27 protein-coding genes, 4 tRNA genes and 1 pseudogene are annotated in these 26425 nt (G+C 57.7%); 11 read left to right on the forward strand and 21 right to left on the reverse strand.

Annotated features, from left to right (window positions below):
• Nucleotides 1-87: 87 nt before the first annotated feature.
• The 8 genes from lon to ICA15_RS09585 form a co-directional block, all read right to left on the reverse strand.
• Complete coding sequence (gene lon / locus ICA15_RS09550) at nt 88-2484, reverse strand: endopeptidase La (protein WP_150592364.1); 2397 nt, start codon at nt 2482-2484, stop codon at nt 88-90.
• Nucleotides 2485-2647: 163 nt separating this feature from the next.
• The gene (clpX, locus tag ICA15_RS09555; protein WP_042559947.1) at nt 2648-3931 is read right to left on the reverse strand and encodes an ATP-dependent Clp protease ATP-binding subunit ClpX; all 1284 of its coding nucleotides are present in this window, start codon (nt 3929-3931) and stop codon (nt 2648-2650) included.
• A gap of 113 nt (nt 3932-4044) precedes the next feature.
• Complete coding sequence (clpP, locus tag ICA15_RS09560) at nt 4045-4680, reverse strand: ATP-dependent Clp endopeptidase proteolytic subunit ClpP (protein ID WP_042559948.1); 636 nt, start codon at nt 4678-4680, stop codon at nt 4045-4047.
• Nucleotides 4681-4772: 92 nt separating this feature from the next.
• Nucleotides 4773-6083, reverse strand: coding sequence for a trigger factor (tig, locus tag ICA15_RS09565; RefSeq protein WP_042559949.1), 1311 nt, complete (start codon nt 6081-6083; stop codon nt 4773-4775).
• Between the two features lie 402 nt (nt 6084-6485).
• Nucleotides 6486-6561, reverse strand: a tRNA-His gene (locus ICA15_RS09570).
• Between the two features lie 76 nt (nt 6562-6637).
• Nucleotides 6638-6722, reverse strand: a tRNA-Leu gene (locus ICA15_RS09575).
• A gap of 57 nt (nt 6723-6779) precedes the next feature.
• Nucleotides 6780-6855: transfer RNA gene (locus ICA15_RS09580), tRNA-His, on the reverse strand.
• Nucleotides 6856-6887: 32 nt separating this feature from the next.
• Nucleotides 6888-6964 (reverse strand) — tRNA-Arg (locus ICA15_RS09585).
• Nucleotides 6965-7239: 275 nt separating this feature from the next.
• On the opposite strand from ICA15_RS09585, the gene folD reads away from it, so the two are divergent.
• On the forward strand, nt 7240-8094 hold the full coding sequence (gene folD / locus ICA15_RS09590) for a bifunctional methylenetetrahydrofolate dehydrogenase/methenyltetrahydrofolate cyclohydrolase FolD (protein WP_150605370.1): 855 nt from the start codon (nt 7240-7242) through the stop codon (nt 8092-8094).
• A 230-nt stretch (nt 8095-8324) separates the two neighbouring features.
• Nucleotides 8325-9263, forward strand: coding sequence for a D-alanyl-D-alanine endopeptidase (gene pbpG, locus ICA15_RS09595; protein WP_210553109.1), 939 nt, complete (start codon nt 8325-8327; stop codon nt 9261-9263).
• 54 nt (nt 9264-9317) lie between these two features.
• Here pbpG and ICA15_RS09600 read toward each other — a convergent pair whose 3' ends face one another.
• From ICA15_RS09600 to ICA15_RS09610, 3 genes are all read right to left on the reverse strand, one after another.
• Nucleotides 9318-9521, reverse strand: coding sequence for a hypothetical protein (locus ICA15_RS09600; RefSeq protein ID WP_150605372.1), 204 nt, complete (start codon nt 9519-9521; stop codon nt 9318-9320).
• Nucleotides 9522-9533: 12 nt separating this feature from the next.
• Entirely contained in the window at nt 9534-9740 is a 207-nt protein-coding gene (locus ICA15_RS09605; protein WP_150605373.1) for a DUF6021 family protein, read from the reverse strand.
• A gap of 89 nt (nt 9741-9829) precedes the next feature.
• Nucleotides 9830-10555, reverse strand: a complete 726-nt coding sequence (locus tag ICA15_RS09610; RefSeq protein WP_150618318.1) for a peptidase C39 family protein — start codon at nt 10553-10555, stop codon at nt 9830-9832.
• 180 nt (nt 10556-10735) lie between these two features.
• Between ICA15_RS09610 and ICA15_RS09615 the strand changes: the two genes are divergently transcribed.
• The gene (locus ICA15_RS09615) at nt 10736-10900 is read left to right on the forward strand and encodes a hypothetical protein (protein WP_191626516.1); all 165 of its coding nucleotides are present in this window, start codon (nt 10736-10738) and stop codon (nt 10898-10900) included.
• Nucleotides 10901-11044: 144 nt separating this feature from the next.
• Here ICA15_RS09615 and ICA15_RS09620 read toward each other — a convergent pair whose 3' ends face one another.
• A complete protein-coding gene (locus ICA15_RS09620; RefSeq protein ID WP_150605375.1) occupies nt 11045-11794 on the reverse strand; it encodes a TerC family protein in 750 nt (249 codons plus the stop codon).
• Nucleotides 11795-11823: 29 nt separating this feature from the next.
• Entirely contained in the window at nt 11824-12066 is a 243-nt protein-coding gene (locus tag ICA15_RS09625; RefSeq protein WP_150605376.1) for a hypothetical protein, read from the reverse strand.
• Nucleotides 12067-12301: 235 nt separating this feature from the next.
• On the opposite strand from ICA15_RS09625, the gene nhaR reads away from it, so the two are divergent.
• Nucleotides 12302-13201, forward strand: coding sequence for a transcriptional activator NhaR (gene nhaR / locus ICA15_RS09630; RefSeq protein WP_150605377.1), 900 nt, complete (start codon nt 12302-12304; stop codon nt 13199-13201).
• Here the strand turns inward: nhaR and ICA15_RS09635 are convergent.
• On the reverse strand, nt 13196-14359 hold the full coding sequence (locus ICA15_RS09635; RefSeq protein ID WP_150605378.1) for an MFS transporter: 1164 nt from the start codon (nt 14357-14359) through the stop codon (nt 13196-13198). The genes nhaR and ICA15_RS09635 overlap by 6 nt on opposite strands.
• Before the next feature lie 335 nt (nt 14360-14694).
• Here ICA15_RS09635 and sstT point away from each other — a divergent pair, with 335 nt between their 5' ends.
• On the forward strand, nt 14695-15927 hold the full coding sequence (gene sstT / locus ICA15_RS09640) for a serine/threonine transporter SstT (RefSeq protein WP_210553110.1): 1233 nt from the start codon (nt 14695-14697) through the stop codon (nt 15925-15927).
• 151 nt (nt 15928-16078) lie between these two features.
• Here sstT and ICA15_RS09645 read toward each other — a convergent pair whose 3' ends face one another.
• The gene (locus tag ICA15_RS09645; RefSeq protein WP_210553111.1) at nt 16079-16588 is read right to left on the reverse strand and encodes a DUF1993 family protein; all 510 of its coding nucleotides are present in this window, start codon (nt 16586-16588) and stop codon (nt 16079-16081) included.
• Nucleotides 16589-16713: 125 nt separating this feature from the next.
• Here ICA15_RS09645 and ICA15_RS09650 point away from each other — a divergent pair, with 125 nt between their 5' ends.
• Nucleotides 16714-17361, forward strand: a complete 648-nt coding sequence (locus tag ICA15_RS09650; protein WP_210553112.1) for a YceH family protein — start codon at nt 16714-16716, stop codon at nt 17359-17361.
• A 116-nt stretch (nt 17362-17477) separates the two neighbouring features.
• On the opposite strand, the gene ICA15_RS09655 is transcribed toward ICA15_RS09650, so the two are convergent.
• Both ICA15_RS09655 and ICA15_RS09660 read right to left on the reverse strand, forming a co-directional pair.
• Nucleotides 17478-17996: a cupin domain-containing protein gene (locus tag ICA15_RS09655; protein ID WP_150605382.1), complete on the reverse strand. Its 519-nt coding sequence runs from the start codon at nt 17994-17996 to the stop codon at nt 17478-17480.
• Between the two features lie 201 nt (nt 17997-18197).
• Nucleotides 18198-19016: a shikimate 5-dehydrogenase gene (locus ICA15_RS09660; protein ID WP_210553113.1), complete on the reverse strand. Its 819-nt coding sequence runs from the start codon at nt 19014-19016 to the stop codon at nt 18198-18200.
• A gap of 255 nt (nt 19017-19271) precedes the next feature.
• On the opposite strand from ICA15_RS09660, the gene ICA15_RS09665 reads away from it, so the two are divergent.
• The 3 genes from ICA15_RS09665 (at nt 19272) to ICA15_RS09675 (ending at nt 20362) form a co-directional block, all read left to right on the forward strand.
• Entirely contained in the window at nt 19272-19652 is a 381-nt protein-coding gene (locus ICA15_RS09665) for a hypothetical protein (RefSeq protein ID WP_150605384.1), read from the forward strand.
• Between the two features lie 230 nt (nt 19653-19882).
• Nucleotides 19883-20077, forward strand: coding sequence for a hypothetical protein (locus ICA15_RS09670; RefSeq protein ID WP_016984641.1), 195 nt, complete (start codon nt 19883-19885; stop codon nt 20075-20077).
• A 102-nt stretch (nt 20078-20179) separates the two neighbouring features.
• Nucleotides 20180-20362, forward strand: a complete 183-nt coding sequence (locus tag ICA15_RS09675) for a hypothetical protein (protein WP_150618313.1) — start codon at nt 20180-20182, stop codon at nt 20360-20362.
• Here ICA15_RS09675 and ICA15_RS09680 read toward each other — a convergent pair.
• The gene (locus ICA15_RS09680; RefSeq protein ID WP_150605386.1) at nt 20359-21420 is read right to left on the reverse strand and encodes an AI-2E family transporter; all 1062 of its coding nucleotides are present in this window, start codon (nt 21418-21420) and stop codon (nt 20359-20361) included. The two genes, ICA15_RS09675 and ICA15_RS09680, sit on opposite strands and share 4 nt — an antisense overlap.
• A 156-nt stretch (nt 21421-21576) precedes the next feature.
• Here ICA15_RS09680 and yegQ point away from each other — a divergent pair, with 156 nt between their 5' ends.
• Nucleotides 21577-22914, forward strand: a complete 1338-nt coding sequence (gene yegQ / locus ICA15_RS09685; protein ID WP_210553114.1) for a tRNA 5-hydroxyuridine modification protein YegQ — start codon at nt 21577-21579, stop codon at nt 22912-22914.
• 145 nt (nt 22915-23059) lie between these two features.
• Here the strand turns inward: yegQ and ICA15_RS09690 are convergent, their stop codons facing one another.
• Nucleotides 23060-23923 carry a LysR family transcriptional regulator gene (locus ICA15_RS09690; protein ID WP_210553115.1) on the reverse strand — a complete coding sequence of 288 codons (864 nt, stop codon included), beginning with the start codon at nt 23921-23923 and terminating at the stop codon, nt 23060-23062.
• A 100-nt stretch (nt 23924-24023) separates the two neighbouring features.
• On the opposite strand from ICA15_RS09690, the pseudogene ICA15_RS09695 reads away from it, so the two are divergent.
• Nucleotides 24024-24919 (forward strand): annotated as a pseudogene (locus tag ICA15_RS09695) (DMT family transporter).
• A 230-nt stretch (nt 24920-25149) separates the two neighbouring features.
• Here ICA15_RS09695 and ICA15_RS09700 read toward each other — a convergent pair.
• Together ICA15_RS09700 and ICA15_RS09705 are read right to left on the reverse strand one after the other, a co-directional pair.
• Nucleotides 25150-25380, reverse strand: coding sequence for a hypothetical protein (locus ICA15_RS09700; RefSeq protein ID WP_150605390.1), 231 nt, complete (start codon nt 25378-25380; stop codon nt 25150-25152).
• 92 nt (nt 25381-25472) lie between these two features.
• Nucleotides 25473-26186 carry a FadR/GntR family transcriptional regulator gene (locus ICA15_RS09705; RefSeq protein WP_150605391.1) on the reverse strand — a complete coding sequence of 238 codons (714 nt, stop codon included), beginning with the start codon at nt 26184-26186 and terminating at the stop codon, nt 25473-25475.
• Nucleotides 26187-26425: the final 239 nt, after the last annotated feature.

Here is a 26425-nt window from a genome sequence, read left to right on the forward strand (position 1 = left end):
AGTGCTGAATGGCCTACAAACACTTAAGAGCCGCTTTATAACAAGGGCTCTAAAAAGCTGTCAAGGAAGCCACCCAGTCAAAAACGATTAATGCGTGCTAATTCTTTCCTTAGAGTCAGACTCACGTTTTTCATCCTTGGCAACTATCTCCGGAGCCACATCCGGCAAGGGCTCCGGCGCGTATTGCAGCGCAATTTGCAGGACCTCGTCAATCCATTTAACGGGTTTAATCTGCAGATCCTGCTTGATATTGTCAGGAATCTCCTTCAGATCGCGCACGTTCTCTTCCGGAATAATCACAATCTTGATTCCGCCGCGGTGTGCCGCCAGCAGTTTTTCCTTCAGACCGCCGATTGCCAGTACCTGACCACGCAATGTGATTTCACCAGTCATGGCGACATCAGCGCGCACCGGAATGCCGGTCAGTGCAGACACCAATGCCGTGCACATGCCCACACCAGCGCTAGGGCCATCCTTCGGGGTCGCCCCTTCCGGCATGTGAATGTGCGTATCGCGCTTCTCGTGGAAGTCCAGAGGAATACCCAGGCTCTTGGCACGACTGCGCACAACGGTCAGGGCAGCAGTGATCGATTCGACCATTACATCGCCCAGCGAACCCGTCTTGATCAATTGACCTTTGCCCGGCACGACAGCGGCTTCGATGGTCAGCAATTCACCACCAACCTGAGTCCAGGCAAGGCCGGTGACTTGACCAATCTGATCCTGTTGCTCGGCCAGACCATAGCGGAATTTACGCACGCCGAGGAAGTGCTCCAGCAGCTCAGCTGTCACTTTCACCGAGAAGCGTTTTTCCATCGCATGCTCTTTCACCGCCTTGCGGCAGACCTTGGCGATCTGACGTTCAAGGCCACGCACACCGGCTTCACGGGTGTAGTAACGAATGATGTCGCGGATTGCTTCGGCGTCGAACTCCAGTTCGCCTTTCTTCAGACCGTTAGCGGTGATCTGCTTAGGCGACAGGTATTTGACCGCGATGTTGATCTTCTCGTCTTCGGTGTAGCCCGGCAGACGGATGACTTCCATCCGGTCAAGCAGCGCCGGCGGGATGTTCATCGAGTTCGAGGTGCACAGGAACATCACGTCCGAGAGGTCGTAATCGACTTCCAGATAGTGATCGTTGAAGTTGTGGTTTTGCTCAGGATCGAGCACTTCCAGCAACGCCGACGCCGGATCGCCACGCATGTCGCTGCCCATTTTGTCGATTTCATCGAGCAGGAACAGCGGGTTACGGACGCCCACTTTTGTCATCTTTTGAATCAATCTTCCCGGCATCGAACCGATGTAAGTCCGGCGGTGACCGCGAATTTCGGCTTCATCACGCACGCCACCCAAGGCCATGCGCACGAATTTGCGGTTGGTGGCGTGAGCAATCGACTCCGCCAGCGAAGTTTTACCCACGCCCGGAGGACCGACCAGGCACAACACCGGGCCACGGATTTTCTTCACGCGTTTTTGCACGGCGAGGTATTCAAGGATACGTTCCTTGACCTCTTCGAGGCCGTAGTGATCGGCATCGAGGATATCTTCTGCGCGAGCCAGGTCCAGACGCACCTTGCTCTGCGCCTTCCACGGCACCTGCACCAGCCAGTCGATGTACGAGCGCACCACGGTGGCCTCAGCGGACATCGGCGACATTTGCTTGAGCTTGTTCAGCTCGGCAGTGGCTTTGGCCAACGCGTCCTTCGGCAGGCCTGCAGCGTCGATACGCTTTTTCAGGTCTTCGATTTCGTTGTGGCCTTCATCGCTGTCACCAAGTTCTTTCTGAATGGCCTTCATCTGCTCGTTCAGGTAGTACTCGCGCTGACTGCGCTCCATCTGCTTTTTAACGCGACCACGAATGCGTTTTTCAACTTGCAGCAGATCAATCTCGGCGTCCAGCAACGCAAGAACGTGCTCGACCCGCGCCGACAAATCGACGATTTCGAGAATTTCCTGCTTCTGCTCGATCTTCAGCGCCATATGTGCAGCCATGGTGTCGACCAGGCGACCCGGCTCATCGATGCTGTTGAGCGAAGACAGGACTTCAGCAGGGACTTTTTTGCCCAGCTGTACATATTGTTCGAACTGCGAGAGCAGCGTGCGCACGAACACTTCGGATTCGCGCTCGACAGCTTCGACTTCTTCGATCAGCGAGACTTCGGCACGGCAGTGCCCGTCGACTTCACTGAAGCGTTCAACGGTACCGCGCTGCTCACCTTCGACCAGCACCTTGACGGTGCCGTCAGGCAGCTTGAGCAGTTGCAGAACGGTAGCGATGGTACCTACGCGATAGAGAGCGTCTTCACCGGGATCATCATCAGCCGGGTTTCTCTGGGCCAGCAACAGAATCTGCTTGTCGCCCGTCATCGCAGCTTCGAGGGCTTCGATGGATTTCTCGCGCCCCACGAACAGCGGGATAACCATGTGCGGATAAACCACGACATCACGCAATGGCAGGAGAGGCAATTCGATGGTTGTCTTCATGATTTCGCCTCTACGGCGGCCATATGGCCGTAATCAGATGGAATTAAGCTTGAAACCAAGATGGGGGCTGCCTTGAAAAAAAACAAGCGCAAAGCGGATGTAAAAAACGACATAAAAAAAAAGAGGCCCGAAGGCCCCTCCTTTATTCCGGCAGAGAGGACGCTTATGCGTCCGGCGCTGCCTTGGCAGTCGGCTCACTGTTCTCATAGATATACAGTGGCTTGGACTTGCCTTCGATCACACTTTCATCGATCACGACTTTGCTCACCTCGGACTGCGAGGGGATTTCATACATCGTGTCGAGCAGCACACCTTCGAGAATCGAACGCAGGCCACGGGCACCGGTTTTACGTTCCAGGGCACGTTTAGCGACCGATTTCAGTGCGTCGGCACGGAATTCCAGATCGACGCCTTCCATCTCGAACAGCTTGGCATACTGTTTGGTCAGAGCATTTTTCGGCTCGGTGAGGATCTGCATCAGCGCAGCCTCATCCAGCTCGTCCAGCGTCGCGAGGACCGGCAGACGACCGACGAACTCCGGGATCAGACCGAACTTGACCAGATCGTCAGGCTCGACTTCACGCAGGGATTCACCGACTTTCTTGCCTTCTTCCTTGCTGCGCACTTCTGCGTTGAAACCGATGCCACCCTTGGTGGAACGGTTCTGGATGACCTTCTCGAGACCCGAGAACGCACCACCGCAGATGAACAGGATGTTACGGGTGTCGACCTGCAGGAATTCCTGCTGCGGATGCTTGCGGCCACCTTGCGGCGGTACGGAAGCGACCGTGCCTTCGATCAACTTGAGCAAGGCCTGCTGCACGCCTTCACCGGAAACGTCCCGGGTGATCGACGGGTTGTCGGACTTGCGGGAAATCTTGTCGATTTCGTCGATATAGACAATACCCATCTGGGCCTTCTCTACGTCGTAATCGCACTTCTGCAGCAGTTTCTGAATGATGTTCTCGACATCTTCACCCACGTAACCGGCCTCGGTGAGGGTGGTGGCGTCGGCGATGGTGAACGGAACGTTCAGCAAGCGGGCCAGTGTTTCAGCCAGCAGGGTTTTACCGGAGCCTGTCGGGCCGATCAGCAGGATGTTGCTCTTGCCGAGTTCGACGTCGTCAGCCTTTTTGTCACGCTGGTTAAGGCGCTTGTAGTGGTTGTACACCGCTACGGCCAGAACCTTTTTTGCACGCTCCTGACCAATGACGTACTGGTCAAGGATGCCGCTGATTTCTTTAGGCGAAGGCAATTTATGCGCGCTGCTTTCGGCCTGGGCTTCCTGCACCTCCTCACGGATGATGTCATTGCACAGGTCGACGCACTCGTCGCAGATAAAGACCGAGGGGCCGGCAATCAATTTGCGCACTTCATGCTGGCTTTTGCCACAGAAGGAGCAATAGAGCAGCTTGCCGTTGTCCTCGCCGTTGCGGGTGTCAGTCATTCGTTCGATCCAAATCCGATAGGCTTGCAACACAAGATGAAGGCTATTGCGGGCTTTTTCAAGCCCGCCGCTGATCAGACCAGCCGACCAAGCCTATTTTGAGCTGCTTATTTTTACGCTGGGCGCTGGTTGATCACTTCGTCGATCAAGCCATATGCCTTCGCAGCTTCTGCACTCATGAAGTTATCGCGGTTGGTATCGCGCTCGATTTCTTCCAGAGTGTGACCGCTGTGCTTGGCCATCAACGTGTTCAGACGTTCGCGAATGAAGAGGATTTCCTTGGCATGGATTTCGATATCCGATGCCTGGCCCTGGAAACCGCCCAGTGGCTGGTGAATCATCACACGCGAGTTCGGCAGGCAGAAACGCTTGCCTGGAGCACCTGCGGTCAGCAGGAACGCGCCCATGCTGCACGCCTGGCCGATGCAAGTGGTCGATACGTTGGGTTTGATGAACTGCATGGTGTCGTAGATCGACATGCCCGCTGTCACCGAACCGCCCGGGGAGTTGATATAGAGATGGATGTCCTTGTCCGGGTTTTCCGCTTCAAGGAACAGCAGTTGCGCGCAAATCAGGTTGGCCATGTAGTCCTCTACCGGACCAACCAGAAAGATCACTCGCTCCTTGAGCAGGCGCGAGTAGATGTCATAGGCGCGTTCGCCACGAGCAGATTGCTCGACAACCATCGGAACCAGGCCGCCTGCGGCCTGGATATCAGAGTTCTGCTGAATATACGAATTACGGAACATGCTCTGCAGTCACTCCCAAATAGTTATGTCTTGAATACGCATAAGCCAGCTCGAGAGCTGGCTTATGTGAGCACTTCTTAACGCAAAAACAATCAGTCGGCTGTTGGAGCTTCTACCGGCTTGACCGCTTCTTCGTAAGAGACCGATTTGTCGGTCACGCTAGCTTTCTGCAGAACAGTATCCACAACTTGCTCTTCCAGCACAACCGAACGAACTTCGTTCAGTTGCTGGTCGTTCTTGTAGTACCAGGACACAACCTGCTCAGGCTCTTGGTAGGCCGAAGCCATTTCCTGAATCATTTCACGTACGCGGGCTTCGTCAGGCTTGAGGTCGAACTGCTTGACCACTTCAGCCACGATCAGACCCAGCACGACGCGGCGCTTGGCTTGCTCTTCGAACAGCTCGGCCGGCAGTTGGTCAGGCTTGATGTTGCCACCGAACTGCTGAACAGCCTGCACGCGCAGACGGTCAACTTCGTTGGACAGCAGAGCCTTTGGCACTTCGATCGGGTTGGTGGCCAGCAGACCGTCCATTACCTGATTCTTGACCTTGGATTTGATCGCCTGACGCAGTTCACGCTCCATGTTCTTGCGAACTTCGGTGCGGAAACCGTCGATGCCGCTTTCCTTGATACCGAATTGGGCGAAGAATTCTTCGTTCAGCTCAGGCAGCTTTGGCTCGGAAACGGTGTTTACAGTAACGGTGAACTCGGCGGTTTTGCCAGCCAGGTCCAGGTTCTGATAGTCCTCAGGGAAGGTCAGGTTCAGAACGCGCTCTTCGCCCGCTTTAGCACCAACCAGGCCATCTTCGAAGCCCGGGATCATGCGGCCGGAACCCAGTACCAGCTGAGTGCCCTTGGCGGAACCGCCAGCAAACACTTCGCCGTCAACCTTGCCAACGAAATCGATGTTCAGCTGGTCTTCGTTCTGGGCAGCACGATCGGCCACTTCAAAACGGGTGTTCTGCTTGCGCAGGATGTCGAGCATTTTGTCCAGGTCAGCGTCAGCTACGTCAGCGCTCAGGCGCTCGACAGTGATGCCTTCGAAACCGGCAACGGTGAACTCAGGGAACACTTCGAATACGGCAACGTATTCCAGATCCTTGCCAGCTTCGAGCGACTTAGGCTCGATTGCAGGCGAACCAGCCGGGTTCAGCTTCTGCTCAACCACAGCTTCGTAGAAGGAGGACTGGATGACGTCACCAACAGCTTCCTGACGAGCATCAGCACCGAAACGGCGCTTGATTTCGCTCATTGGCACTTTGCCTGGACGGAAGCCAGCAATCTTGGCCTTTTGGGCAGTCTGCTGCAGACGCTTGTTGACCTGGCTCTCAATACGCTCAGCCGGCACGGTGACGCTCATGCGGCGCTCAAGAGCAGTAGTATTTTCAACAGAAACTTGCATGGATATTCCTCGTTGCACAGACGTTAGCCGGCCGTTTCCGACCCCAGAATCAAGGGCATGCATTCTAGTGGGTCAAACTCAAGAAGTCACCCTACTGAAAACGGGTAAAAAAACAGCAGGCAATTTATAGGAGCCGATGCACGGATGCGTCGCGCCCCCGAGGCGAATACAACCAATCACGCCAGGGCTCTGCGCCGACCCCTTCTATATATAGAAGCGGTGAACAATCATTCCCTGACGGCCGACCTTGCAAGCAAGCTCGACGAGCAACACAGAATCATCGAGCAATATAAATTCGACGAAGCGCCCTGCCCTTGCGACTCGAAACCGGCAATCGCCGACTTTTCAAATCGCTAAAACAAAAAAGGCGCCAGACTGTTAAATCTGGCGCCTTTCGAAATATGGGGTGGACGATGGGGATCGAACCCACGACAACGGGAGTCACAATCCCGTGCTCTACCAACTGAGCTACGCCCACCATATTGCGTAACAAAAAAGCCAAACAACTTCTTTGTTGAACCTCACCAGCCCAAAGGCATGAATGAAGCTTTAATTGGTGCGGATGAAGAGACTCGAACTCTTACGCCTTGCGGCGCTGGAACCTAAATCCAGTGTGTCTACCAATTCCACCACATCCGCGGATGAAGCTTTTGAAACAAAAACGCCAGACCGTTAAATCTGGCGCTTTTCGAAATATGGGGTGGACGATGGGGATCGAACCCACGACAACGGGAGTCACAATCCCGTGCTCTACCAACTGAGCTACGCCCACCATATCGCGTTACTTGTGCCAAAGCTGCCTAATGGCGCACCCGGCAGGACTCGAACCTGCGACCATCCGCTTAGAAGGCGGATGCTCTATCCAGCTGAGCTACGGGCGCCTTATTAATCTGTATTCTTAAAGGACTACAAACTAAGTGCTTTCCAGTGCCACGGAACGTTGATTCCGCTTTACCTTCTTAACCAGTGCTAGGCTGTGCCCGACAAGTGCGACGAATAGTATAGAGCGCTCCAAAGGTCGTCAAATCCTTTTTGAAAAAAATTCATTTAATTAAAGGAGTTAGGGGAATTTACTGACCAAGCGCCTTTGCCCTCACCGCCCGACATGCGAGAATGCGTTCTCATTTTTTCCCCTCTCGATGGTTAATCACGCGCAATGACTGCACAACTAATCGACGGCAAATCGATCGCCGCCAGCCTGCGCCAGCAGATCGCCAAACGAGTTGCCGAGCGTCGCCAGCAAGGCCTGCGCACTCCCGGCCTCGCGGTGATCCTGGTCGGCAGCGATCCTGCCTCTCAGGTTTATGTCTCGCACAAGCGTAAAGACTGTGAAGAGGTCGGCTTCCTCTCGCAAGCCTACGACCTGCCCTCTGACACCACTCAGCAAGCGCTGACCGATCTGGTCGACCGTCTTAACGACGATCCGGCCATCGACGGCATTCTGCTTCAGCTGCCGCTGCCCGAGCATCTGGACGCTTCCAAACTGCTGGAGCGTATCCGCCCGGACAAAGACGTAGACGGTTTCCACCCTTATAACGTCGGTCGTCTGGCACAGCGCATCCCGCTGCTGCGCCCATGCACGCCAAAAGGCATCATTACCTTGCTGGAAAGCACCGGTGCTGATCTTTATGGCATGGATGCGGTGGTTGTCGGCGCCTCCAATATTGTGGGTCGCCCGATGGCGATGGAACTGCTGCTGGCCGGTTGCACCGTGACCGTTACACACCGTTTTACCAAGGATCTGGCCGGCCACGTTGGCCGTGCCGATCTGGTGGTCGTGGCGGCCGGCAAGCCGGGCCTGGTCAAGGGCGAGTGGATCAAGGAAGGCGCGATCGTGATCGACGTCGGCATCAACCGTCAGGACGACGGCAAACTGGTCGGTGACGTTGTCTACGAAACCGCCCTGCCTCGCGCCGGCTGGATCACTCCAGTACCTGGCGGCGTCGGCCCGATGACTCGCGCCTGCCTGCTGGAAAACACGCTCTACGCGGCAGAAACCCTGCACGCGTAAGTCGGTTTTTTCGCAGTATTCAAACCCCGCCTCGTGCGGGGTTTTTCATGCGTGAGAAAAAACACTAACCGTTCGCCGGAAACCCCTCTTTTTACAGGTCTTTTCACGAGATTTTCAGGTCATCCAAACAACCATCGACAGATCTTCAGCCATACTCCTAGAATGCGACGCTTTGAAGAAATAACCCGTTACAAACTAACGGAATATCCAACTTTTATGAGTTCGCCCGCGTGAAAATTCGTCTTTCGATTCTGAGCCTGTTTTTTGCATTTACAGGCACATTCATCACGCCAACGATCAACGCTGCGGAAACCACCGCTGCCCCACGTGACGCTTCGACACTGAAGATCGCTTCCGGCAGCGCACTGCTCATGGATATGCAGACCAACAAGGTCATCTACTCCAGCAATCCTGACGTGATCGTGCCGATCGCTTCCGTCAGCAAGCTGATGACTGGACTGGTAGTGGTTGAAGCCCGACAGAACATGGATGAATGGATCAATGTCGATATAAGCAGCACACCGGAAATGAGAGGTGTGTTCTCCCGAGTCAAACTGAAGAGTGAACTGCCGCGCCGCGAGATGCTGCTGATTGCCCTGATGTCTTCGGAAAACCGCGCTGCTGCAAGCCTGGCGCATCATTACCCGGGTGGTTACGCAGCGTTTATCGCGGCGATGAATGCCAAGGCAAAAGCACTGGGCATGACCAGCACTCACTTTGTCGAGCCGACCGGTCTGTCGCCGCGCAACGTATCCACCGCGCGTGACTTGAGCAAATTGCTGATAGCGGCGCACAAGCAACCGCTGCTTGTTCAGTTGACCACCACCAAGGAAAAAACCGTAGCGTTCCGCAAACCCAACTACACCCTGGGTTTTCGTAACACCGACCATTTGGTGAACAAGGACAACTGGAACATCAAGATTACCAAGACCGGCTTCACCAATCAGGCCGGGCATTGTCTGGTGCTGGTGACAAGCATGGGCAATCGCCAGGTGGCGCTGGTGATTCTTGATGCATTCGGCAAATACACGCATTTTGCCGATGCCAGCCGTATCCGCAGTTGGGTCGAGACGGGCAAGAGCGCCAGCGTTCCAGCGGTGGCTCAACAATACAAGGCCGATAAAAACCTCAAGAGCCGCCAGAGTGGCGTGGTCGAAGCCTCCAAGTAAAATGTATAAAAACAAAAAGCCCCGAATCTTCGGGGCTTTTTTCATCTGGGCGCGTTAGTCGTTAGGCAACGGCATCTTGTCATCGTCAGGAATGCCATCGCCCCTGCTCGGATCCGGTGCCAACCCTGGCGCCACCAAGGGCCGGGCCATTGGATCGCGCATCGGACTGTCCGGATCGAGCACCGGATCAACGCCCTCCTCAGGCGTCGTCGGCACGCTGTCGGGCTTTTGGTCATCGAAGCTTGAATCGGTACTCATACGCACCTCACATCAAGGTTTCAGATCGGCTAAGGGATCGTAGGGTTTGGCCGGTTTCTTTTCTTCTTCACCGGGCTCCACATCCAGCGGTGCCTTGGCGGGACCTACAGGATCAACTTGTGGATCGGCGACATCCGGCGAATCCGGATCAAACCCCAGGTCATCGCCTGAGGAATGCTCGGAAGAATGCGGGCCTTGCGGGGATCGAGAATCTGTCATGTCGCCTCCTTGTTCACCCGTGAACAACGGGTTGTCATCTTCAGAGGCCTGCCGGGCGCAGTCGTGCCCGGCAGATGACGAACGGAGACTCAGTGCGCGACCAGAGCCTTACGCGCTTGCGCCGCTTCGGGTTCCTGACCGGCCTGGGACAACTCGTCGGCAGCCTTGAGCCAGCGCTGACGATCCACGTCCGCAGGAATCTGCGCGGGTTTCTGGATCAGGATCGCCCAGCCGCCTGACTTCTCGAAAGCAGCCTCAAAGGCGCTGAAGCTCATCAACTCGCGACGGTTCATGCCCGCGCGCAGCAGCACCTTCTGTTTATTGCGGTCGTAGCCGGAAAGGATGGCGTAACGCGGCTCAGCCCAAAATGCCGAACCTTCGCTGAAGCGTACCATCACCGGAAAACCTGCAGCGACCTGAGTCAACAAGGCCGGCAAGCTCTTGTCCAGCGGATAGACAACCATGCCGTATTCCCGGGCCAGATTCTGGATGTTCTGTTGCAGCTTGTCCTCGGCACCCGGCAGGTGCAGCGGTTTTTCCAACAACCCCGGCGTGATCACGATGCCTTGCTGCGACAACAGACTGGCCAACACCTGCGGGCCGCTTTGATTGGCCTCGCCCCGATAGAAGGTGCCGCTAAGCTCGACCCGCTCCGGCAGTCGCTTGACCTGCGGCGCGACACTGCCCGCGCACCCGACCATCACGGCCGCGCATCCGGCCACCAGCAGCGCCGCACGAATTCGAGAAAATACCTGCACCTTTGTCACTCTCTGTTCAGACGCCGGTCGTCGTGTTCCGGCAAGGTCAAGGATCATAGGACGCCGCAAGGCTGCGGTATAGCCTTAAAGCGCAGACAGATCGATTGCATAGAGCGAACTGATTGGTCACCACCGACCTTTGGTCAATAGCTTGAAACACCCCAGTGACTAGACTGTCACTGAGACAGAGCGAACTGAAAAAGTGGGCGCCCGATGCAGGGCAAAGAGGAGGCACTGATGAGCCTGACCATGACCATCGTAATGTTGATTGCCGGCTGGCTGGCTGTGGCCACCGCCATGCTTTGGGGAGTGCTGCGAATTGCGCGGCGTCATCATCCTGTCCAAACCACGCTGGTGGAAAAGGCAGAAGAGCAACGCGTACGCCACGCGACAGTGCATTAAAAGGTAAAAGCCCCCTCACCCTAGCCCTCTCCCTGGGGGAGAGAGCTAGGGTGAGGGGCCTGCTCGAATAGACACCACAAGTCTTCAGTCGAAAAAAAACCGCCTGAACTCTCAGAGTTCAAGCGGCCTTTTGTCTTTCAGCTATTACGCCTGCACAGCCAGCTTCTTCTGCCTGGCACGACGCGACAACATGTTCAGCACTTCAATCCCGGCCGAGAACGCCATGGCCGCATACACATAACCTTTCGGTACATGGGCGCCGAAGCCTTCGGCGATCAGCGTCATGCCGATCATGATCAGGAAGCCCAGAGCCAGCATCACCACCGTCGGGTTGTCGTTGATGAACTTGGCCAGTGGATCAGCCGCCAGCAACATCACCAGCACCGACACAACAACCGCGATGATCATGATCGGCAAGTGCTCGGTCATGCCGACCGCAGTGATGATGCTGTCGATCGAGAAAACCATATCGAGCAACAGGATCTGGCCGATAGCGGCAGCGAAGCCCAAGGTCACGGTCGAGGTGGCCGACTTCGGGTCTTCCGGCGCCGGGTCCATGCTGTGATGGATCTCGGTTGTGGCTTTCCAGACCAGGAACAGACCACCGGCAATCAGGATCATGTCCTTCCAGGAGAAGGCCTGGCCAAGGATCTCAATCACCGGCTCAGTCAACTGCACGATGAACGCGATGGTGCTCAACAGCGCCAGACGCAGAATCAACGCCATGCCGATACCGATGCGCCGCGCTTTCTGGCGATGCTGCTCAGGCAACTTGTTGGTCAGGATCGAAATGAAGATCAGGTTATCGATGCCGAGCACGATTTCCATCACGACCAGTGTGGCCAAGGCAACCCAGGCGGTGGGGCTGGCGGCGAGTTCTAACAGATATTCCATGGGTCAGTCCTGACTCTGTGTAAGACGATTTAGATGGTCTTGGAGGAAGATTCGGAAGTTTCCGAGTCTTTTTCCGATGGTTCTTTTTTCTCGATCAGCCCGCCAGTGGCGTCGCTGAGTGCTTGCTCGGCAGCTTTGTGGGTGTCGTCGATGGCTTGCTTGGCGCTTTCGGCCGCTTTGCCCATCAACTGCTGAGCGCTTTTCTCGGCCTGATCGCAGCCGGTCAAAACCAGTAAAGACGTAAACATCAAAACAGGGAATGTGTATTTCATGAGGCTTCCTTCGAATAAACAGTCAGGGTCACAGACCGACCCTCGATGGCTGGGCATTCTAGGGAGCCAAACACTTCAGGAAAATTCGTATTTTTAGCGGCTATACTTCGGTTTTTACGAACCCAAACATCACTAATGCAGGAGCTGCCGAAGGCTGCGATCTTTTGATCTTGTTTTTACACAGCAACATCAAAAGATCGCAGCCTTCGGCAGCTCCTACAGGGGAAGCGAGTCGATGCTCAATTACCGTCAACTGCATTATTTCTGGGTGGTCGCCAAGACCGGCAGCATCGTGCGGGCCTGCGAGCAGCTGAACCTGACGCCACAAACCATCAGCGGGCAGATTTCGCTGCTCGAGCAAACGTATGGCATTGAATTGTTCAGACGGGTTGGCCGGCAACTGGAGCTCACCGAAGCCGGACGTCAGGCCCTGCCTTTCGCCGAGCAGATGTTTCAACTGGGCGGCGAACTGGAACTGATGCTGCGCGCCCAGCCCAATGAGCAGCAGATCCTGTTCCGCGTTGGCGTCGCCGATGTGGTGCCCAAGTCTATCGTCTATCGCCTGATCGCGCCGACCATGGAGCTGAACGAACCGCTGCGCATTACCTGCCGCGAAGACAAACTCGAGCGATTGCTGGCGGATCTGGCGATTCAGCGCCTGGACCTGGTGATTTCCGACAGCCCGATGCCGTCGCACCTCGACATCAAGGGCTACAGCCAGAAACTCGGTGAATGCGGGATCAGTTTCTTCGCGACCGCCGAACTGGCTGCGCGTTACGGTCAGGATTTTCCGCGCAGTCTGCACGGCGCGCCGCTGTTGATTCCCGGACCGGAAACCGTGGTGCGCAGTCGATTGCAGCGCTGGTTTGCCGAGCAGCAGATCCAGCCGCAAATCGTCGGCGAGTTCGATGACAGTGCCTTGATGCAGGCATTCGGCCAATCCGGCAGCGGGATTTTTATCGGCCCCAGCGTGATTGCCGAGGAAGTGAAGCGCCAGTACGGCGTTCAGTTGATCGGCCAGACCGACGCGGTGACCGAGTCGTTCTATGCCATATCCGTGGAGCGCAAGGTCAAGCACCCCGGCATCGTTGCGATTACCGAAGGTGCCCGACGCGAGCTGTTTACCGCGTTATGAAGCCTCGGCGCAGACGTCGCGCGGCTTGAGCGTCATGAGCACCATGGCGAGGAACACCGACAGCAGAATGAACCCTGCGGCAGCAAACCCGAGGAAGCCCAGGCCCGCGCTGTCGATGACCCGGCCGCCAACCATCGCACCCAGACCGATCCCCAGGTTGGCCCCGGCGATGTTCAGCGATGCTGCGAAGGCCGGCGCTTCCGGCGCGGCTTTCATCAGGCGCACATGGCTGACCAGGAACAATGCCGCCTGAGTCACGCCCCAGATCCCCATAGCCACCGTTAAACCCAGCGGTGAATGAATGTTCGGCACCAGCGACACCATGCCGGCAATCATGAACGCACAGAACAACACCGACGCCCCCAGCGGATGGCGGTCCACTGCACGACCACCCAACGAGTTGCCGATCAAGCCGACCGCGCCGAAGCCCATCAGGCACCAGCCAACCACTGTGCCGTTGAAACCGGCGAGGCGTTCAAGGATGTCGGCCAGATAGGTGTAAACGGTGAACATGCCGCTGAACACCAGAATCGACAGCACGACGTGGCCGATCATCAGCGGGCTGCGCAAGATCTTGAACTGCGAGCTGAAGCTGACCTGATGCTGGTGCAGATCGGTTTTCGGCAGATACACAAACAGCAGCAATGCCTTGGCAAAGGCGATCACCGCCAGAATGCCAAACGCGCTGCGCCAGCCGAACGCATCGGATATCAAGGTGCCGACCGGAATGCCGAACACCGTGGCGCAGACAATGCCGAAGCCGATCTTGGCGATGGCGCGACCGGCAAAGTCCGGGCCGACGATGTCCACCGCCGTTTCACTGGCCAGCGCCCAGAACACCGGCAGCCCCAGCGCCGGAATCAACCGGGCAATTGCCATCACCCAGATGTTCGGCGCAAATGCCGCCACCGTATTGGCCAGACCAAACATGATCAGGATGCTGATAAACAGCTTGCGCCGTTCGAAACGAGCGAAATACGCGGTCAAGAATGGGCCGAACATCGCCACGGTAAAAGCGAATAGAGTCACCAGCAGACCGGCCTGCGGGATGGTGACTTCGAGGTCTCGGGCAATCGCCGGCAGCAGGCCGACGATAACGAATTCCGTGGTCAGCACCGTGAATCCGGCGGCGGACAACAGAAGGATGGGCAACAGCATGGGAAACTCCAACGAAACGACGACACCAGCGATGACCGGAAGGCCCGCTGGCAGAACTTGAAAATGAGGATGCGCAATCTTAACAGAGTGTGCCCGGGCTGACTTGCACAAACCTGTCTATCTTGCTGACAGATCGGGTGGCAGATCGTCACATGCCTGAAGGATAAGGCCTACGCTGTGATAAAGTCCGCGCCCTGAAAAACGTACACCTGTTCAGCGGCCTGTTTAAGGACGTTGAATTTGCGTCAACACTTTCGCTGCGTGGTGATGGTCTGCCCTGGTTTTGCCACCGCCTCACGCAACCTTGTACCCAATAAAAAAACAGAGATGCCGTCATGACCGCTTCATCCCCTTCTCTAATGCAACGCTTGAAAAACCTGAGCCTGGTCACGCAGATCGTGATCGGCCTGATTGCCGGTATCGCCTTGGCGATGTTCGCGCCGGAAGCGGCGAAGTCGACGGCGTTTATCGGCAAGGTTTTCGTTTCGGCGTTGAAAGCCGTGGCGCCGATTCTGGTGTTCGTGCTGGTCATGGCGTCGATCGCCAACCACAAGCACGGCCAGGAAACCCACATCCGTCCGATCCTGTTCCTTTACCTGCTGGGCACGTTCGCAGCGGCGGTGGTTGCCGTGGTCGCGAGCATGGCGTTCCCGTCGAATCTGGTACTGGCCACTGAAAACGTTGCGGTAACGGCGCCGGGCGGTATCGGTGAAGTGCTGCAAAGCCTGCTGCTGAGCGTGGTGGATAACCCGGTCAGCGCGCTGATGAACGCCAACTTCATCGGCATTCTGGCCTGGGCGATCGGCATGGGCATCGCGATTCGTCATGCCGGCGATACTACCCGCGAAGTGCTGGGTGATCTGTCCAACGGCGTCACCGTTATCGTGCGCGTGGTGATTCGCTTCGCCCCTCTGGGGATCTTCGGCCTGGTCGCTTCGACGCTGGCCACGTCCGGTTTCGGCGCGCTGATCGGTTATGCGCACCTGCTGGCGGTGCTGCTGGGCTGCATGCTGTTCGTGGCGCTGGTGATGAATCCGCTGATCGTGTTCTGGAAACTGCGTCGCAACCCGTATCCGCTGACCCTCAAGTGCCTGCGCGAAAGCGGCATCACTGCATTCTTCACCCGCAGTTCGGCGGCGAACATTCCGGTCAACCTGGAATTGAGCAAGCGTCTGGGCCTGCACGAAGACACGTACTCGGTATCGATCCCGCTGGGTGCGACGATCAACATGGCCGGCGCGGCGATTACCATCACCGTGCTGACCCTGGCTGCAGTGCACACGCTGGGCATCGCCGTGGATATTCCGACGGCGATCCTGCTCAGTGTCGTCGCCGCAATCTGCGCCTGCGGCGCCTCGGGTGTGGCTGGTGGCTCGCTGTTGCTGATCCCGCTGGCGTGCAGCCTGTTCGGTATTCCAAGCGAAATCGCCATGCAGGTGGTTGCAGTCGGTTTCATCATCGGCGTGCTGCAGGATTCCGCCGAGACCGCGCTGAACTCCTCCACCGACGTGCTGTTTACCGCAGCGGCGTGCCTGGGTGAGGAAGAGAAAGCTCGACGCACCGCGTAACACCTGCAGGAGTGAGCCTGCTCGCGATTGCGGTGTGTCCTCAGATAATGTGGCTGACACGACCCTATCGCGAGCAGGCTCACTCCTACAAAAAGCATTAAAAAGCCCGCCAAGGCGCAAACCTTGGCGGGCTTTTTTGTTGCCGAGTGTTTTAGAACGCGCCCATGTAATCGCGTTTGCCCACTTCAACACCGTTATGACGCAGCAAGGCGTAAGTGGTGGTGACGTGGAAGAAGAACTGCGGCAGACCGTAGGTCAGCAGGTAGGACTGGCCACTGAAGCGCTTCTCTTTTGGCGTGCCCGGACGGGTGACGATTTCGATGCCATCCTTGCCATCGATCTGCTCAGGCTTGATCTCGCCGATGAAGGCCAGCACCTTGGCGATCAAGGCTTGCAGCTCGGCGAAGGTAGTTTCGCTGTCGTCGTATTTCGGGATTTCGACTTCAGCCAGACGCGCCGAAACACCTTTGGCGAAGTCCACGGCAATCTGCACCTGACGGGTCAGCGGGAACATGTCCGGGAACAGGCGCGCTTGCAGGAAGGCGTTCGGGTCGATGTTTTTCTCGGTGGCGTGGGCTTCAGCCTTTTTCAGGACATCGCTCAGGGCGTTGAGCATTTGTTGAAAAACCGGGACGGATGCGGCGTACAGGGAAATGGTCATGGCAGTCTCATGTAGTGGCTGGGTGGAACATGGGGGCGATTATAGCCATGCTTGATGACCACACGGCTTGCCTTTTGTTTGGCAAGGATTACGCTAGGCGCCTTCGACTGCTGAGGGAACGCGCGATGACCACCGAACCAGAATCCACCTTCGACGAACCACGGCTTAACGCCACGGAAATCCGTATCCTCGGTTCGTTGATCGAGAAACAGGCGACCAGCCCGGAAACCTACCCGTTGACCCTCAACGCACTGGTCACCGCCTGCAATCAGAAAACCAGCCGTGAACCGGTGATGAACCTGACCCAGGGCCAGGTTGGCCAGAGCCTGCGCGCCCTCGAAGGTCGCGGTTTTGCCAAGCTGGTCATGGGCAGTCGTGCCGACCGCTGGGAGCACAAGGTCGACAAGGCGCTGGAACTGGTGCCGGCGCAGGTGATTCTGACGGGGCTGCTGTTTCTGCGCGGCCCGCAAACCATCAACGAACTGCTGACCCGCAGCGGACGCATGCATGATTTCGAAGATGCCGAGCAGGTACTGCATCAGCTGGAGCGCTTGATTGCTCGCGGGCTGGCGGTGTTGATTCCACGTCAGTCCGGGCAGCGCGAAGATCGTTACACCCATGCGCTGGGCGATCCGGCGGATATCGAGGTCATTCTGGCGGCGCGGCAGAATCCTCAGGAACGCGGCGCGGGTGGCGGTGTTTCGGTGGAGCGTATCGAAGAGCTGGAGGCGCGGATTGCGGCGCTGGAAGAGCGTCTGGCACGCCTCGAGTAAATACCACCGAACCCTTGTAGGAGTGAGCCTGCTCGCGATAGCGATTTGTCCGGAAAACAGCTTTCGAATGTGCCACTGCTATCGCGAGCAGGCTCACTCCTACAAGGATCTATGCACTACTCGCCATCCCAGTAATCCACCCCATCCGCTTGTCGCGCCACAGCGACAAAGCCTGACGCATTGCCCTCAGCATCCACCGCGAAGTTGTCCATCACCGCATATTTGTTCGAATCCGGGTATTCGCAAATATCCGGCTGCTGCTGGGTGCTGACTGCCAGATAACGCAGTTCGCCCGCGCTGGTATTGATGATCTGGTGCGCCATCTCCGGGCCGCCCGCTGGGCAGGCAATCACATCACCTTCCCGGATCGGGAATCGCTCGGCGCCAAGACGCACCTCGCCCTCCCCGGCCACCACGTAGAACATTTCCTCATTGACCCGATGGCTGTGAAACGGGCTGCCGCGCATGCCCGGTGGCAGTGCATACAGGCGATAGCCGAGTTTCTGTGCACCGAGTTGCAGGCCTATCCGCGCTGAGCGTTGCTGGTAACGTGCGGCGGTTTCGCCCTCGGGAGACAGGGCTTCGGGCAGCGGTTCGAGTTCGACCTGATGCAGATTGAGAATGCGCGGGGGCATGCTGACCTCGGTTTTTGTGGGTGGGCAAGTCTGTGCTTGCTGGCCAAGCAGTATAGGCAACCCGATACACCGCAGTGACTTCATCGCTGGCAAGCCAGCTCCCACAGGGATCTCCGGTGAACACAATACCTGCGTATCACCAAGACCCAATGTGGGAGCTGGCTTGCCAGCGATGGGGCCTGCTCACTCACCGCATGACTTTCAGCTACGCGCAAACTCCACCGCCGCCTGAAACTGCTCTTCAGTCGGCCGGACGCCCGTATAAAGCACAAACTGCTCCAGCGCCTGGATCGCAATCACCTCCAGCCCGGTAATCACTCGTTTGCCTTCAGCCCGTCCGCGCACGATCAGCGGTGTTTCCGATGGAATCGCCACCACATCAAACACAGTCTCCGCCGCTTTGATCACCTCAGGCTCAAACGCCAGCTGCCCTGCTTCCGGGCCACCGTCCATCCCGACCGGAGTGACGTTGATCAGCATCTGCGGCCGTTCATCACCCAGCTCTGCCTGCCAGCGATAGCCCAGCGAGTCCGCGAGTGCACGCCCGGCACGTTCGTTACGGGCGACGATCAAGCCGTTTTTGTAACCGCCATCGCGCAGGGCACTGGCCACAGCCTTGGCCATGCCGCCGCTGCCGCGCAGGGCGAAGGTCGATGCCTTGGGCACCGCGTGGGTTTCCAGCAATTGTGCGATGGCGATGTAGTCGGTGTTGTAAGCCTTGAGATGGCCATTGGTGTTGACGATGGTATTGATCGACTGAATCGCCGCTGCCGACGCATCCAGTTCATCGACCAGCGCAATACTGGCCTCCTTGAACGGCATCGACACGCCGCAGCCGCGAATGCTCAGCGCACGAATCCCGCTGACCGCGCCGGTCAGATCCTTGCTGGCGAAGGCTTTGTAATAGAAATTCAGGCCCAACTGCTCATACAAATGGTTATGAAAACGCAGACCGAAATTACCAGGCCGTGCGGACAGGGACATGCACAACTGGGTGTCTTTGTTCGGGTTCATCTGCATGAAACTTCTCCTTCAAACGCACTTTCGGATGGACGGGATTAGCCAGCCCATCGGGTTCTGTTCGATCATATTGGCGGGTCTGTACGCGATGGCGTTACCGCTGAGCGCCCGGTAAAGAAAACGGTACAGACCTTACACAAAATTTACCCGGCGGCTGTGCTGAATTTCAAAAAAACGCTGTCTTAGAAGTATCCCCGCGACGACTGCGGGCCTGGTTCAGGCCCTGCCGCCGGGTCGAAGAACCGAGGAATTATCATGATTCGTAAACTCCCCATTATGGCACTGTTGATTGGCGCACTCGCGGTCACAGGACAGGCAGAAGCCGGTGGTGGCCATGGCTGGCAAGGCCCTGCGGTGTTTGGCGCGATCGTCGGCTCGGCCATCATCGGCTCGGCGCTGATCAATCAGGATCGGCCGGTGTACGTCCAGCAACAGCCGGTTTACGTTCAGCCCCAACCGGTTTACGTGCAACAACCGCCCCCACCGGTTTATTACCAACCGGCCCCGGTTTATGTGCAGCAACCGGTGTATATCCAACAGGCGCCCGTCTATTACGGCCCGCCTCGCGGTTATTACGGTCGGCCACAGGGTTATTACGACCGGCCACACGGTTACTACGGTGGCCCACGCTGGTAACCGAAATACAGAGCCCCGCTTTGATAGCGGGGCTTTTTTGTGACCGTCGGTCGGCCAGCGTCTGAAAAAATCTCGCCAAGGTCGCTGTGAGGACAGTTTCAACAGCTAAAGTCGGCATGATGGATTTGACCGTTGGGGGTAAAACATACAACGGTCATTTATTTGTCATGACGGAACCGCAAGCTGAATCCGTCCGTAAACAACAGGTTGATAACAACAAGGACGACTCCATGCCAACACAAAATCCGCACCGCATCGTCGGCTTGTGCACCTCCAGCAAGGTGTACAGCGCACTGACCGAGCTCAAGCACCTGGAAGGCCACCGCTGCGCCAAGTTTCTTTCGCTGCTGGCCGAGAACCTTGTGCACAAAGGCCTGCTCAATGAGCGCGAAGTGATGCACATGCTTGATCAAGTGGTCGATTGAAACAGCCCTCACTGTTATCAATGACCACTATCGAAAGCGTTGATTGTCCCTGAGAACGCCGAGTCCCTAAGGTAGCGCCATCGATTGATGGAGGTCCTTGTCATGGCTCAGGTTCAAATCATGTCCGTTGTTGGCAGCGCCGTTCCCGCCTCACTCAGAGAGCTGGGATTGCTCGCCTGTTGGTATCTGATGCGTGACGGCGAGCCGATCAGCGGCCCGCTCACGTCCTTGCCGGCAGCGCAGGCACTGTCGCAACAGGTCGCCGGCGCGCGGTTTCATGTTTAAGGCAACTGCACCTTGGGTTTGGTTTCGATAAACAGCGCCCAGCTGGACATGAACAGCGCGGCAATCAAAGGTCCGATCACAAACCCGTTCAAGCCGAACACTGCCAGGCCACCGAGGGTCGAGATCAGAATCATGTAGTCGGGCATCCGCGTGTCCTTGCCCACCAGAATCGGGCGCAGCACGTTATCCACCAGACCGATCACAAAGATGCCGAACAACCCCAGCACGACGCCCTGCCAGATCATCCCGCTGAGCAGGAAGTAGAGCGCCACCGGCGCCCAGACAATCCCCGCCCCCACCGCTGGCAACAGCGACAGAAACGCCATCAATACCGCCCACAGCAACGCGCTGGGGATATCGAGAAACCAGAAAATCGCCCCGCCCAAAGCCCCTTGAGTGATCGCGACCACCAGGTTGCCCTTGACCGTCGCCCGCACCACGCGGTTGAACTTCAGCTGCAATCGACGCTTGTGGCTCTCCTCCAGCGGCACGGCGGTACGCACCTTGCGCGCCAGTTCGGCGCCGTCGCGCAAAAAGAAGAACAACAGATAGAGCATGATGAAAAAACTCACCACGAATTCGAATGTGCCCTGACCAAAACTGAAGGCCTGACTCGCCAGCACCTGGCTGCCCTGCATCGCCGACTTGACGATTTTCTCGCGCAACCCATTCAGCTCACCCATGCCGAAACGGTCCAGCAGGTTCTGGAAATACGGCGGCAAGCTCTGTTTGAACTGCGCCAGATACGCCGCGATGTCCAGCTCGCCGCTTTCGATATTCTTGTAGACCGACGCGCCTTCCTGCACCAGCAATAAGCTGATGATGATCACCGGCAGAATCGCGATCACCAGACAGATGCTCAACGTGCACAGCGACGTCAGGTTGCGCTCCCAGCCGAATTTCATCTGCAATTTGCGCTGCATCGGTGCGAACAGAATGCCGAGGATCACCGCCCAGAACACCGCGCCATAGAACGGCAACAGAATCCAGATGAAGGCCACCGTCACCAGTAACAGCAACACCGTCAGCGATTTGAATTGAATACTTTTTTGGTTCATGTCCAGTCCATGTCAGTCAGGCGCCATGCACGCCAGCCCAACTTAGTCAGCCGCCGCCCGCGCGAGTGCCATCTTTATTCAAGGAGCATAGATCCAGATCAATAAGCCCAGCGGACAACCGCACTACCCTGCCGCGCTTTTGCGAGCGCTGCCGCCATGACTCCCACCTCCACTCCCGCCGCCCCCGAACTGCTCGCCCCCGCCGGCACCCTGAAAAACATGCGTTACGCCTTCGCCTATGGTGCCGATGCGGTCTATGCCGGCCAGCCGCGCTACAGCCTGCGGGTGCGCAACAATGAATTCGATCACGCCAATCTGGCACTGGGTATTCGTGAAGCTCAGGCGCAGGGCAAGCGCTTCTACGTGGTCGTCAACATCGCGCCGCACAACGCCAAGTTGAAAACGTTTCTCAAGGACCTGGCGCCGGTCATCGAGATGGCGCCGGACGCACTGATCATGTCCGACCCGGGGCTGATCATGCTGGTGCGCCGGCATTTCCCGCAGATGCCGATCCACCTTTCCGTGCAGGCCAACACGGTGAATTGGGCGAGCGTCGAGTTCTGGCAGCAACAGGGTTTGAGCCGGATCATCCTGTCCCGCGAACTGTCGCTGGAAGAAATCGGCGAAATCCGCGAGCAGGTGCCGGGCATGGAGCTGGAGGTGTTCGTTCACGGCGCGCTGTGCATGGCTTATTCCGGACGTTGCCTGCTCTCCGGTTACATGAACAAACGTGATGCCAATCAGGTCACCTGCACCAACGCCTGCCGCTGGAAATACTCGGCGCAGGAGGCCACCGAGAATCAGCTTGGCGAGATCGTCCAGACCTTCCAGCCCGAGCCAACCCTGGGCCTCGGCGCGCCGACCGATCAGGTGTTTCTGCTGCAGGAAGCCAATCGCCCTGACGAATTGATGCCCGCCTTCGAGGATGAGCACGGCACCTACATCATGAACGCCAAGGACCTGCGCGCGGTACAGCACGTCGAGCGCCTGACCCGCATGGGCGTGCATTCACTGAAGATCGAGGGCCGGACCAAATCGCACTTTTACTGCGCGCGCACCACACAGGTGTATCGCCGGGCGATTGATGATGCGGTGGCCGGGCGCGAGTTCGATCGCAGCCTGATGAACGATCTGGAGTCACTGGCCCAGCGCGGCTACACCGAGGGTTTCCTGCGTCGTCATGTACACGACGAGTATCAGAATTATCTGCATGGCAGCTCGGTGTCGGAGCGTCAGCAGTTTGTCGGAGAGCTGACCGGTGAACGGCGTGACGGGTTGGCCGAGGTCAAGGTGAAGAATCGGTTTGCGCTGGGTGATCATCTGGAATTGATGACGCCCGGCGGCAACTTTCATTTCGATCTGCATGAATTGAAGAATCTGAAGGGTGAAGCGATCGAAGTGGCGCCTGGTGATGGGCATACGGTGTATGTGCCGATTCCGGACGGGGTGGATTTGCGCTTTGGGTTGTTGATGCGCGACCTCAAGCCAAACTAACCAGCTCCATCATCCACACGAACCCGTGTAGGAGCTGCCGAAGGCTGCGATCTTTTGACTTGGATTTAAAAAAGCAAAATCAAAAGATCGCAGCCTTCGGCAGCTCCTACAGGGTGATGTGTTCGGAGCATAAAGGACGGCTGGGTCAGGTGAATTCTTCACGCAACATCGCCACAAACGCCTCGCGCGCCGGGTGCACCCCGGCGTTTTCATGCCAATAAAACAGATTGTCGATGGCCGTCAGTTCGGGGAACTCATAGCCCACACACCCCGCGCCTTTGGCGTATTGCTCGAACACCCCTTTGGGCACCAAAGCCACGCCCGCTCCCGCACTGACGCACCCGACAATGGCCCCGTAACTGGCCAGGCTGACAATCGGCAACGCCTGCCCCTGACGCAATAACCAATGCTCCAGCGCCGCCCGATACGGACAGCCTTGCGGCCACATGAACACGGTTTTGTCCTGCAGATCATCGATGCCGCGCACCGGCCCGAACGACGTCGAGGCAATCAGCAGCAACTCTTCGCGATACATCGGTGTGCGTTTCAGATGCGAGCGCTCAACATCCACCGCGACAATCGCGCCGTCGAGGCGATGGCTCAGCGTGTCGTCGAGCAACTGGCCCCAGGAGCCGGTGGTGAGTTCCAGCGCGACCTGCGGAAAACGCTTGTGAAACTTTGCCAGCAGCCGTGGCAAACGCCCGGTGGCCGACGATTCGATGGCGCCGATGCGCAACGGCCCGGATGGCTCGGCCGAAGGATCAACTGCGCGTTTGGCCTCCGCCGTCAGCGCCAGAATTTTCTGCGCATAGGCAAGAAACGTCTGCCCTGCCGGGCTGATCCGCAACCCACGCCCCTCACGCAGAAACAGTGCAACGCCCAACTCCGCCTCCAGCGCCTTGATCCGCGCGGTGATGTTCGACGGCACGCAGAACAGTTTTTCCGCCGCCCGGGCGATGCTGCCCTCCTCGGCCACGGTCTTGAACATACGGATTTGTGCCAGCTCCATATTCATCACTCTGAGTGAACATTCAGCGCAGTATAAGTCAGTTGTGGCGAATGATTGGACCCCCGGATACTTGGCGCATCATGCCTACTGGTGCTCGATCATGCCGCCCCCTTCTTCGCTGAAAATCTTACTGGCCATGGCGTTTGTCGTCGGCTGCTGAGCGTATTCGCCAACCGGAATACACATCGGCCTGCAAGCCTACGATCCCGGGCACCTGGCGTTGCTGCGGTTTCTGTTGGCGTCGTTGTTCATGGCGGTGATTGCCGCGTTCAAAGGTATTCAGCTTCCCCGCGTGAGGGATGTACCGCTGCTGTTCGCCTTGGGTTTCTTTGCGGTCAGCCTGCACCACGTCGCGCTGAACATCGGCCAGCAAAGCGTCAGCGCCGGGGCGTCGAGCGTGCTGGCGCAATCAAGTCCGCTGTTCAGCACGCTGCTGGCGCGTTTTGTCTTCAGGGATCAGGTCAGTGTCTGGCGTTGGGGCTGCGTGTTGCTGGGTTTGGTCGGCGTGGCGATTGTGGTCAGCGGTGATCGTGGAGTGGGCGAGATCGACGCGCATGGCTTGCTGATCTTGCTGGCGGCGGTTTCATGGAGCATTTATTTCGCCCTGCAAAAGCATCACGCCCGACGCTATGACGGCTTGAGTCTGACGTGCTACGCGGTGTGGTCGGGGACGTTGCTATTGCTGATTTACCTGCCGGGTTGAGCGACGCGGTAATGAAAGCGCCGCTGCGGGTGCAATGGGCGGTGTTGGCGCTGGGTGTGTTTCCGAGTGCCCTGGCCTATCTGGCGTGGGGGTTTGTGCTCAGGCATATGGATTTGAGTCGGGCGACCATGACCCTGTACCTGATTCCGCCGACGGCGATGGGGATTGCGTCGGTGGGGCTGGGCGAGCGGCCGACCCTGTTGATGCTTGTGGGCTCGGCGGTGGTGTTGGTGAGTGTGCTGGCGTTGAATCTGGAGCGGCGGTTTTGGGTGGGGCGGACTGCCGGGGTTTGATCGTTGATATCTACTGATGCTGCCGCCGCCATCGCTGGCAAGCCAGCTCCCACATTGAATGCATTCTCCGGGGAGATCCTTTGTGGCTGCCGCCGCCATCGCTGGCAAGCCTGCTCCCACAGGGTTCGGGGTTGTACAAAGGTTCTGCTGCACACCCGCATAACCTGTGGGAGCTGGCTTGCCAGCGATGGGGCAAGCACAGACATCACATCAATCAGAGCCAGATCCACTCAGCGCCGATCATCCGACAACGGCGTCGGCTCATCCGCCGGCGGCATGTCTTCATCTGCTGGCGGATCCTTCCAGTCTTCCGGCCGATCGGCGTCACTCAACGGATCGCGCCCCGGAGTCATCCCTGGCGGTGCATCGTGATCGCCCAGTGACGGCTCATCGGTGCCGGGCACCGGAAGGGTTGGGTCGGTGGGAAGAACTCCCCCCTGAAACAGCAAGTCGTTAGCCATGACGCACCTCACCAAGGAGGTCCGGAAAACCCGGGCCGTGCAATTTGGAAGCGGCCCCGTGAGCGACGTGCCATCGAACAGACCAACGGCGCTCAACCCTGTGCGAGGAACCGGTCGCGACTGTTGGTCAGATGCAGCCACATGGCTGCCCGCGCTGCATCCGGATCCTGGCGCTTGATCGCATTCAGAATCGCCTCGTGCTCCAGATTGGCCAGTTGCCCCAGCTTGCTCAAGTCCGCCGCCCCGCGCTCGACTGCATTGACCCGCGCGCGCGGAATCATCGCATTGCCCAAGTGCTGCATGATCTCGCTGAAGCAGACGTTGCCGGTGGCCTCGGCGATCAGCAGATGAAAGCGCCGGTCGGCCTCGACGCAACTGTCGTTGTTGGCCAACAGACGTTGATAGTCATCCAGCGCCTGGCGCATCTGCAGCACTTGCTGCTCGCTACGGCGTTGCGCTGCCAAAGCGGCGGCTTGCGTCTCCAGGCCCATGCGCAATTCAAGGATGCTGCGCACCCCGAGCGCGGTGTCGACGTTCAGCCGCAACCCCTGCTCCGGCGCCCGCTCGATTACGAACGTGCCGATGCCATGCCGTGTCTCGACCAGCCCCGACGCCTGCAATTTGGAAATCGCCTCGCGCACCACCGTGCGGCTGACCCCGTGCTCCTGAACGATGGAATTCTCCGACGGCAATTTGTCGCCGGGCGACATCTGCCCGAGCAGGATGCTCTGGGTGAGCTTCTCCACCAGGTCATGGGCCAGGTTGTGCGCGCGTTTGCGCGCGGGGGCGTCGAGGTCTTCTTGCATGGTCGGTTCCGGTGAACGGGGCTTGCGGATCGTAGCACTGCGGGGATGGCTGACAAGGTCCATTTTACTCCTCCGACCCCGACCAACTTGTATGACAACACTTGATAGCGGCGCAAAATATAGTTCGCGAATCAGCACTTTCTCAGAAAAAAAAGCCACGAAACTCAAAAATACATGTCCGCAGAACAGACGAGACCCAATAAAATCGGACTGTACGACCGGAAAAGTATAAAAAACCT

The organism is Pseudomonas sp. P116 (genome assembly GCF_020149425.1).
Taxonomy (GTDB): Bacteria; Pseudomonadota; Gammaproteobacteria; order Pseudomonadales; family Pseudomonadaceae; genus Aquipseudomonas; species Aquipseudomonas anatoliensis.

Coding starts and splice junctions, on each gene's coding strand:
- lon (WP_150592364.1), bottom strand. CDS start 2,484: ATGAAGACAACCATCGAATTGCCTCTCCTGCCATTGCGTGATGTCGTG.
- clpX (WP_042559947.1), bottom strand. CDS start 3,931: ATGACTGACACCCGCAACGGCGAGGACAACGGCAAGCTGCTCTATTGC.
- clpP (WP_042559948.1), bottom strand. CDS start 4,680: ATGTTCCGTAATTCGTATATTCAGCAGAACTCTGATATCCAGGCCGCA.
- tig (WP_042559949.1), bottom strand. CDS start 6,083: ATGCAAGTTTCTGTTGAAAATACTACTGCTCTTGAGCGCCGCATGAGC.
- folD (WP_150605370.1), top strand. CDS start 7,240: ATGACTGCACAACTAATCGACGGCAAATCGATCGCCGCCAGCCTGCGC.
- ICA15_RS09600 (WP_150605372.1), bottom strand. CDS start 9,521: ATGAGTACCGATTCAAGCTTCGATGACCAAAAGCCCGACAGCGTGCCG.
- ICA15_RS09605 (WP_150605373.1), bottom strand. CDS start 9,740: ATGACAGATTCTCGATCCCCGCAAGGCCCGCATTCTTCCGAGCATTCC.
- ICA15_RS09610 (WP_150618318.1), bottom strand. CDS start 10,555: ATGATCCTTGACCTTGCCGGAACACGACGACCGGCGTCTGAACAGAGA.
- ICA15_RS09615 (WP_191626516.1), top strand. CDS start 10,736: ATGAGCCTGACCATGACCATCGTAATGTTGATTGCCGGCTGGCTGGCT.
- ICA15_RS09620 (WP_150605375.1), bottom strand. CDS start 11,794: ATGGAATATCTGTTAGAACTCGCCGCCAGCCCCACCGCCTGGGTTGCC.
- ICA15_RS09625 (WP_150605376.1), bottom strand. CDS start 12,066: ATGAAATACACATTCCCTGTTTTGATGTTTACGTCTTTACTGGTTTTG.
- nhaR (WP_150605377.1), top strand. CDS start 12,302: ATGCTCAATTACCGTCAACTGCATTATTTCTGGGTGGTCGCCAAGACC.
- ICA15_RS09635 (WP_150605378.1), bottom strand. CDS start 14,359: ATGCTGTTGCCCATCCTTCTGTTGTCCGCCGCCGGATTCACGGTGCTG.
- sstT (WP_210553110.1), top strand. CDS start 14,695: ATGACCGCTTCATCCCCTTCTCTAATGCAACGCTTGAAAAACCTGAGC.
- ICA15_RS09645 (WP_210553111.1), bottom strand. CDS start 16,588: ATGACCATTTCCCTGTACGCCGCATCCGTCCCGGTTTTTCAACAAATG.
- ICA15_RS09650 (WP_210553112.1), top strand. CDS start 16,714: ATGACCACCGAACCAGAATCCACCTTCGACGAACCACGGCTTAACGCC.
- ICA15_RS09655 (WP_150605382.1), bottom strand. CDS start 17,996: ATGCCCCCGCGCATTCTCAATCTGCATCAGGTCGAACTCGAACCGCTG.
- ICA15_RS09660 (WP_210553113.1), bottom strand. CDS start 19,016: ATGCAGATGAACCCGAACAAAGACACCCAGTTGTGCATGTCCCTGTCC.
- ICA15_RS09665 (WP_150605384.1), top strand. CDS start 19,272: ATGATTCGTAAACTCCCCATTATGGCACTGTTGATTGGCGCACTCGCG.
- ICA15_RS09670 (WP_016984641.1), top strand. CDS start 19,883: ATGCCAACACAAAATCCGCACCGCATCGTCGGCTTGTGCACCTCCAGC.
- ICA15_RS09675 (WP_150618313.1), top strand. CDS start 20,180: ATGGCTCAGGTTCAAATCATGTCCGTTGTTGGCAGCGCCGTTCCCGCC.
- ICA15_RS09680 (WP_150605386.1), bottom strand. CDS start 21,420: ATGAACCAAAAAAGTATTCAATTCAAATCGCTGACGGTGTTGCTGTTA.
- yegQ (WP_210553114.1), top strand. CDS start 21,577: ATGACTCCCACCTCCACTCCCGCCGCCCCCGAACTGCTCGCCCCCGCC.
- ICA15_RS09690 (WP_210553115.1), bottom strand. CDS start 23,923: ATGGAGCTGGCACAAATCCGTATGTTCAAGACCGTGGCCGAGGAGGGC.
- ICA15_RS09700 (WP_150605390.1), bottom strand. CDS start 25,380: ATGGCTAACGACTTGCTGTTTCAGGGGGGAGTTCTTCCCACCGACCCA.
- ICA15_RS09705 (WP_150605391.1), bottom strand. CDS start 26,186: ATGCAAGAAGACCTCGACGCCCCCGCGCGCAAACGCGCGCACAACCTG.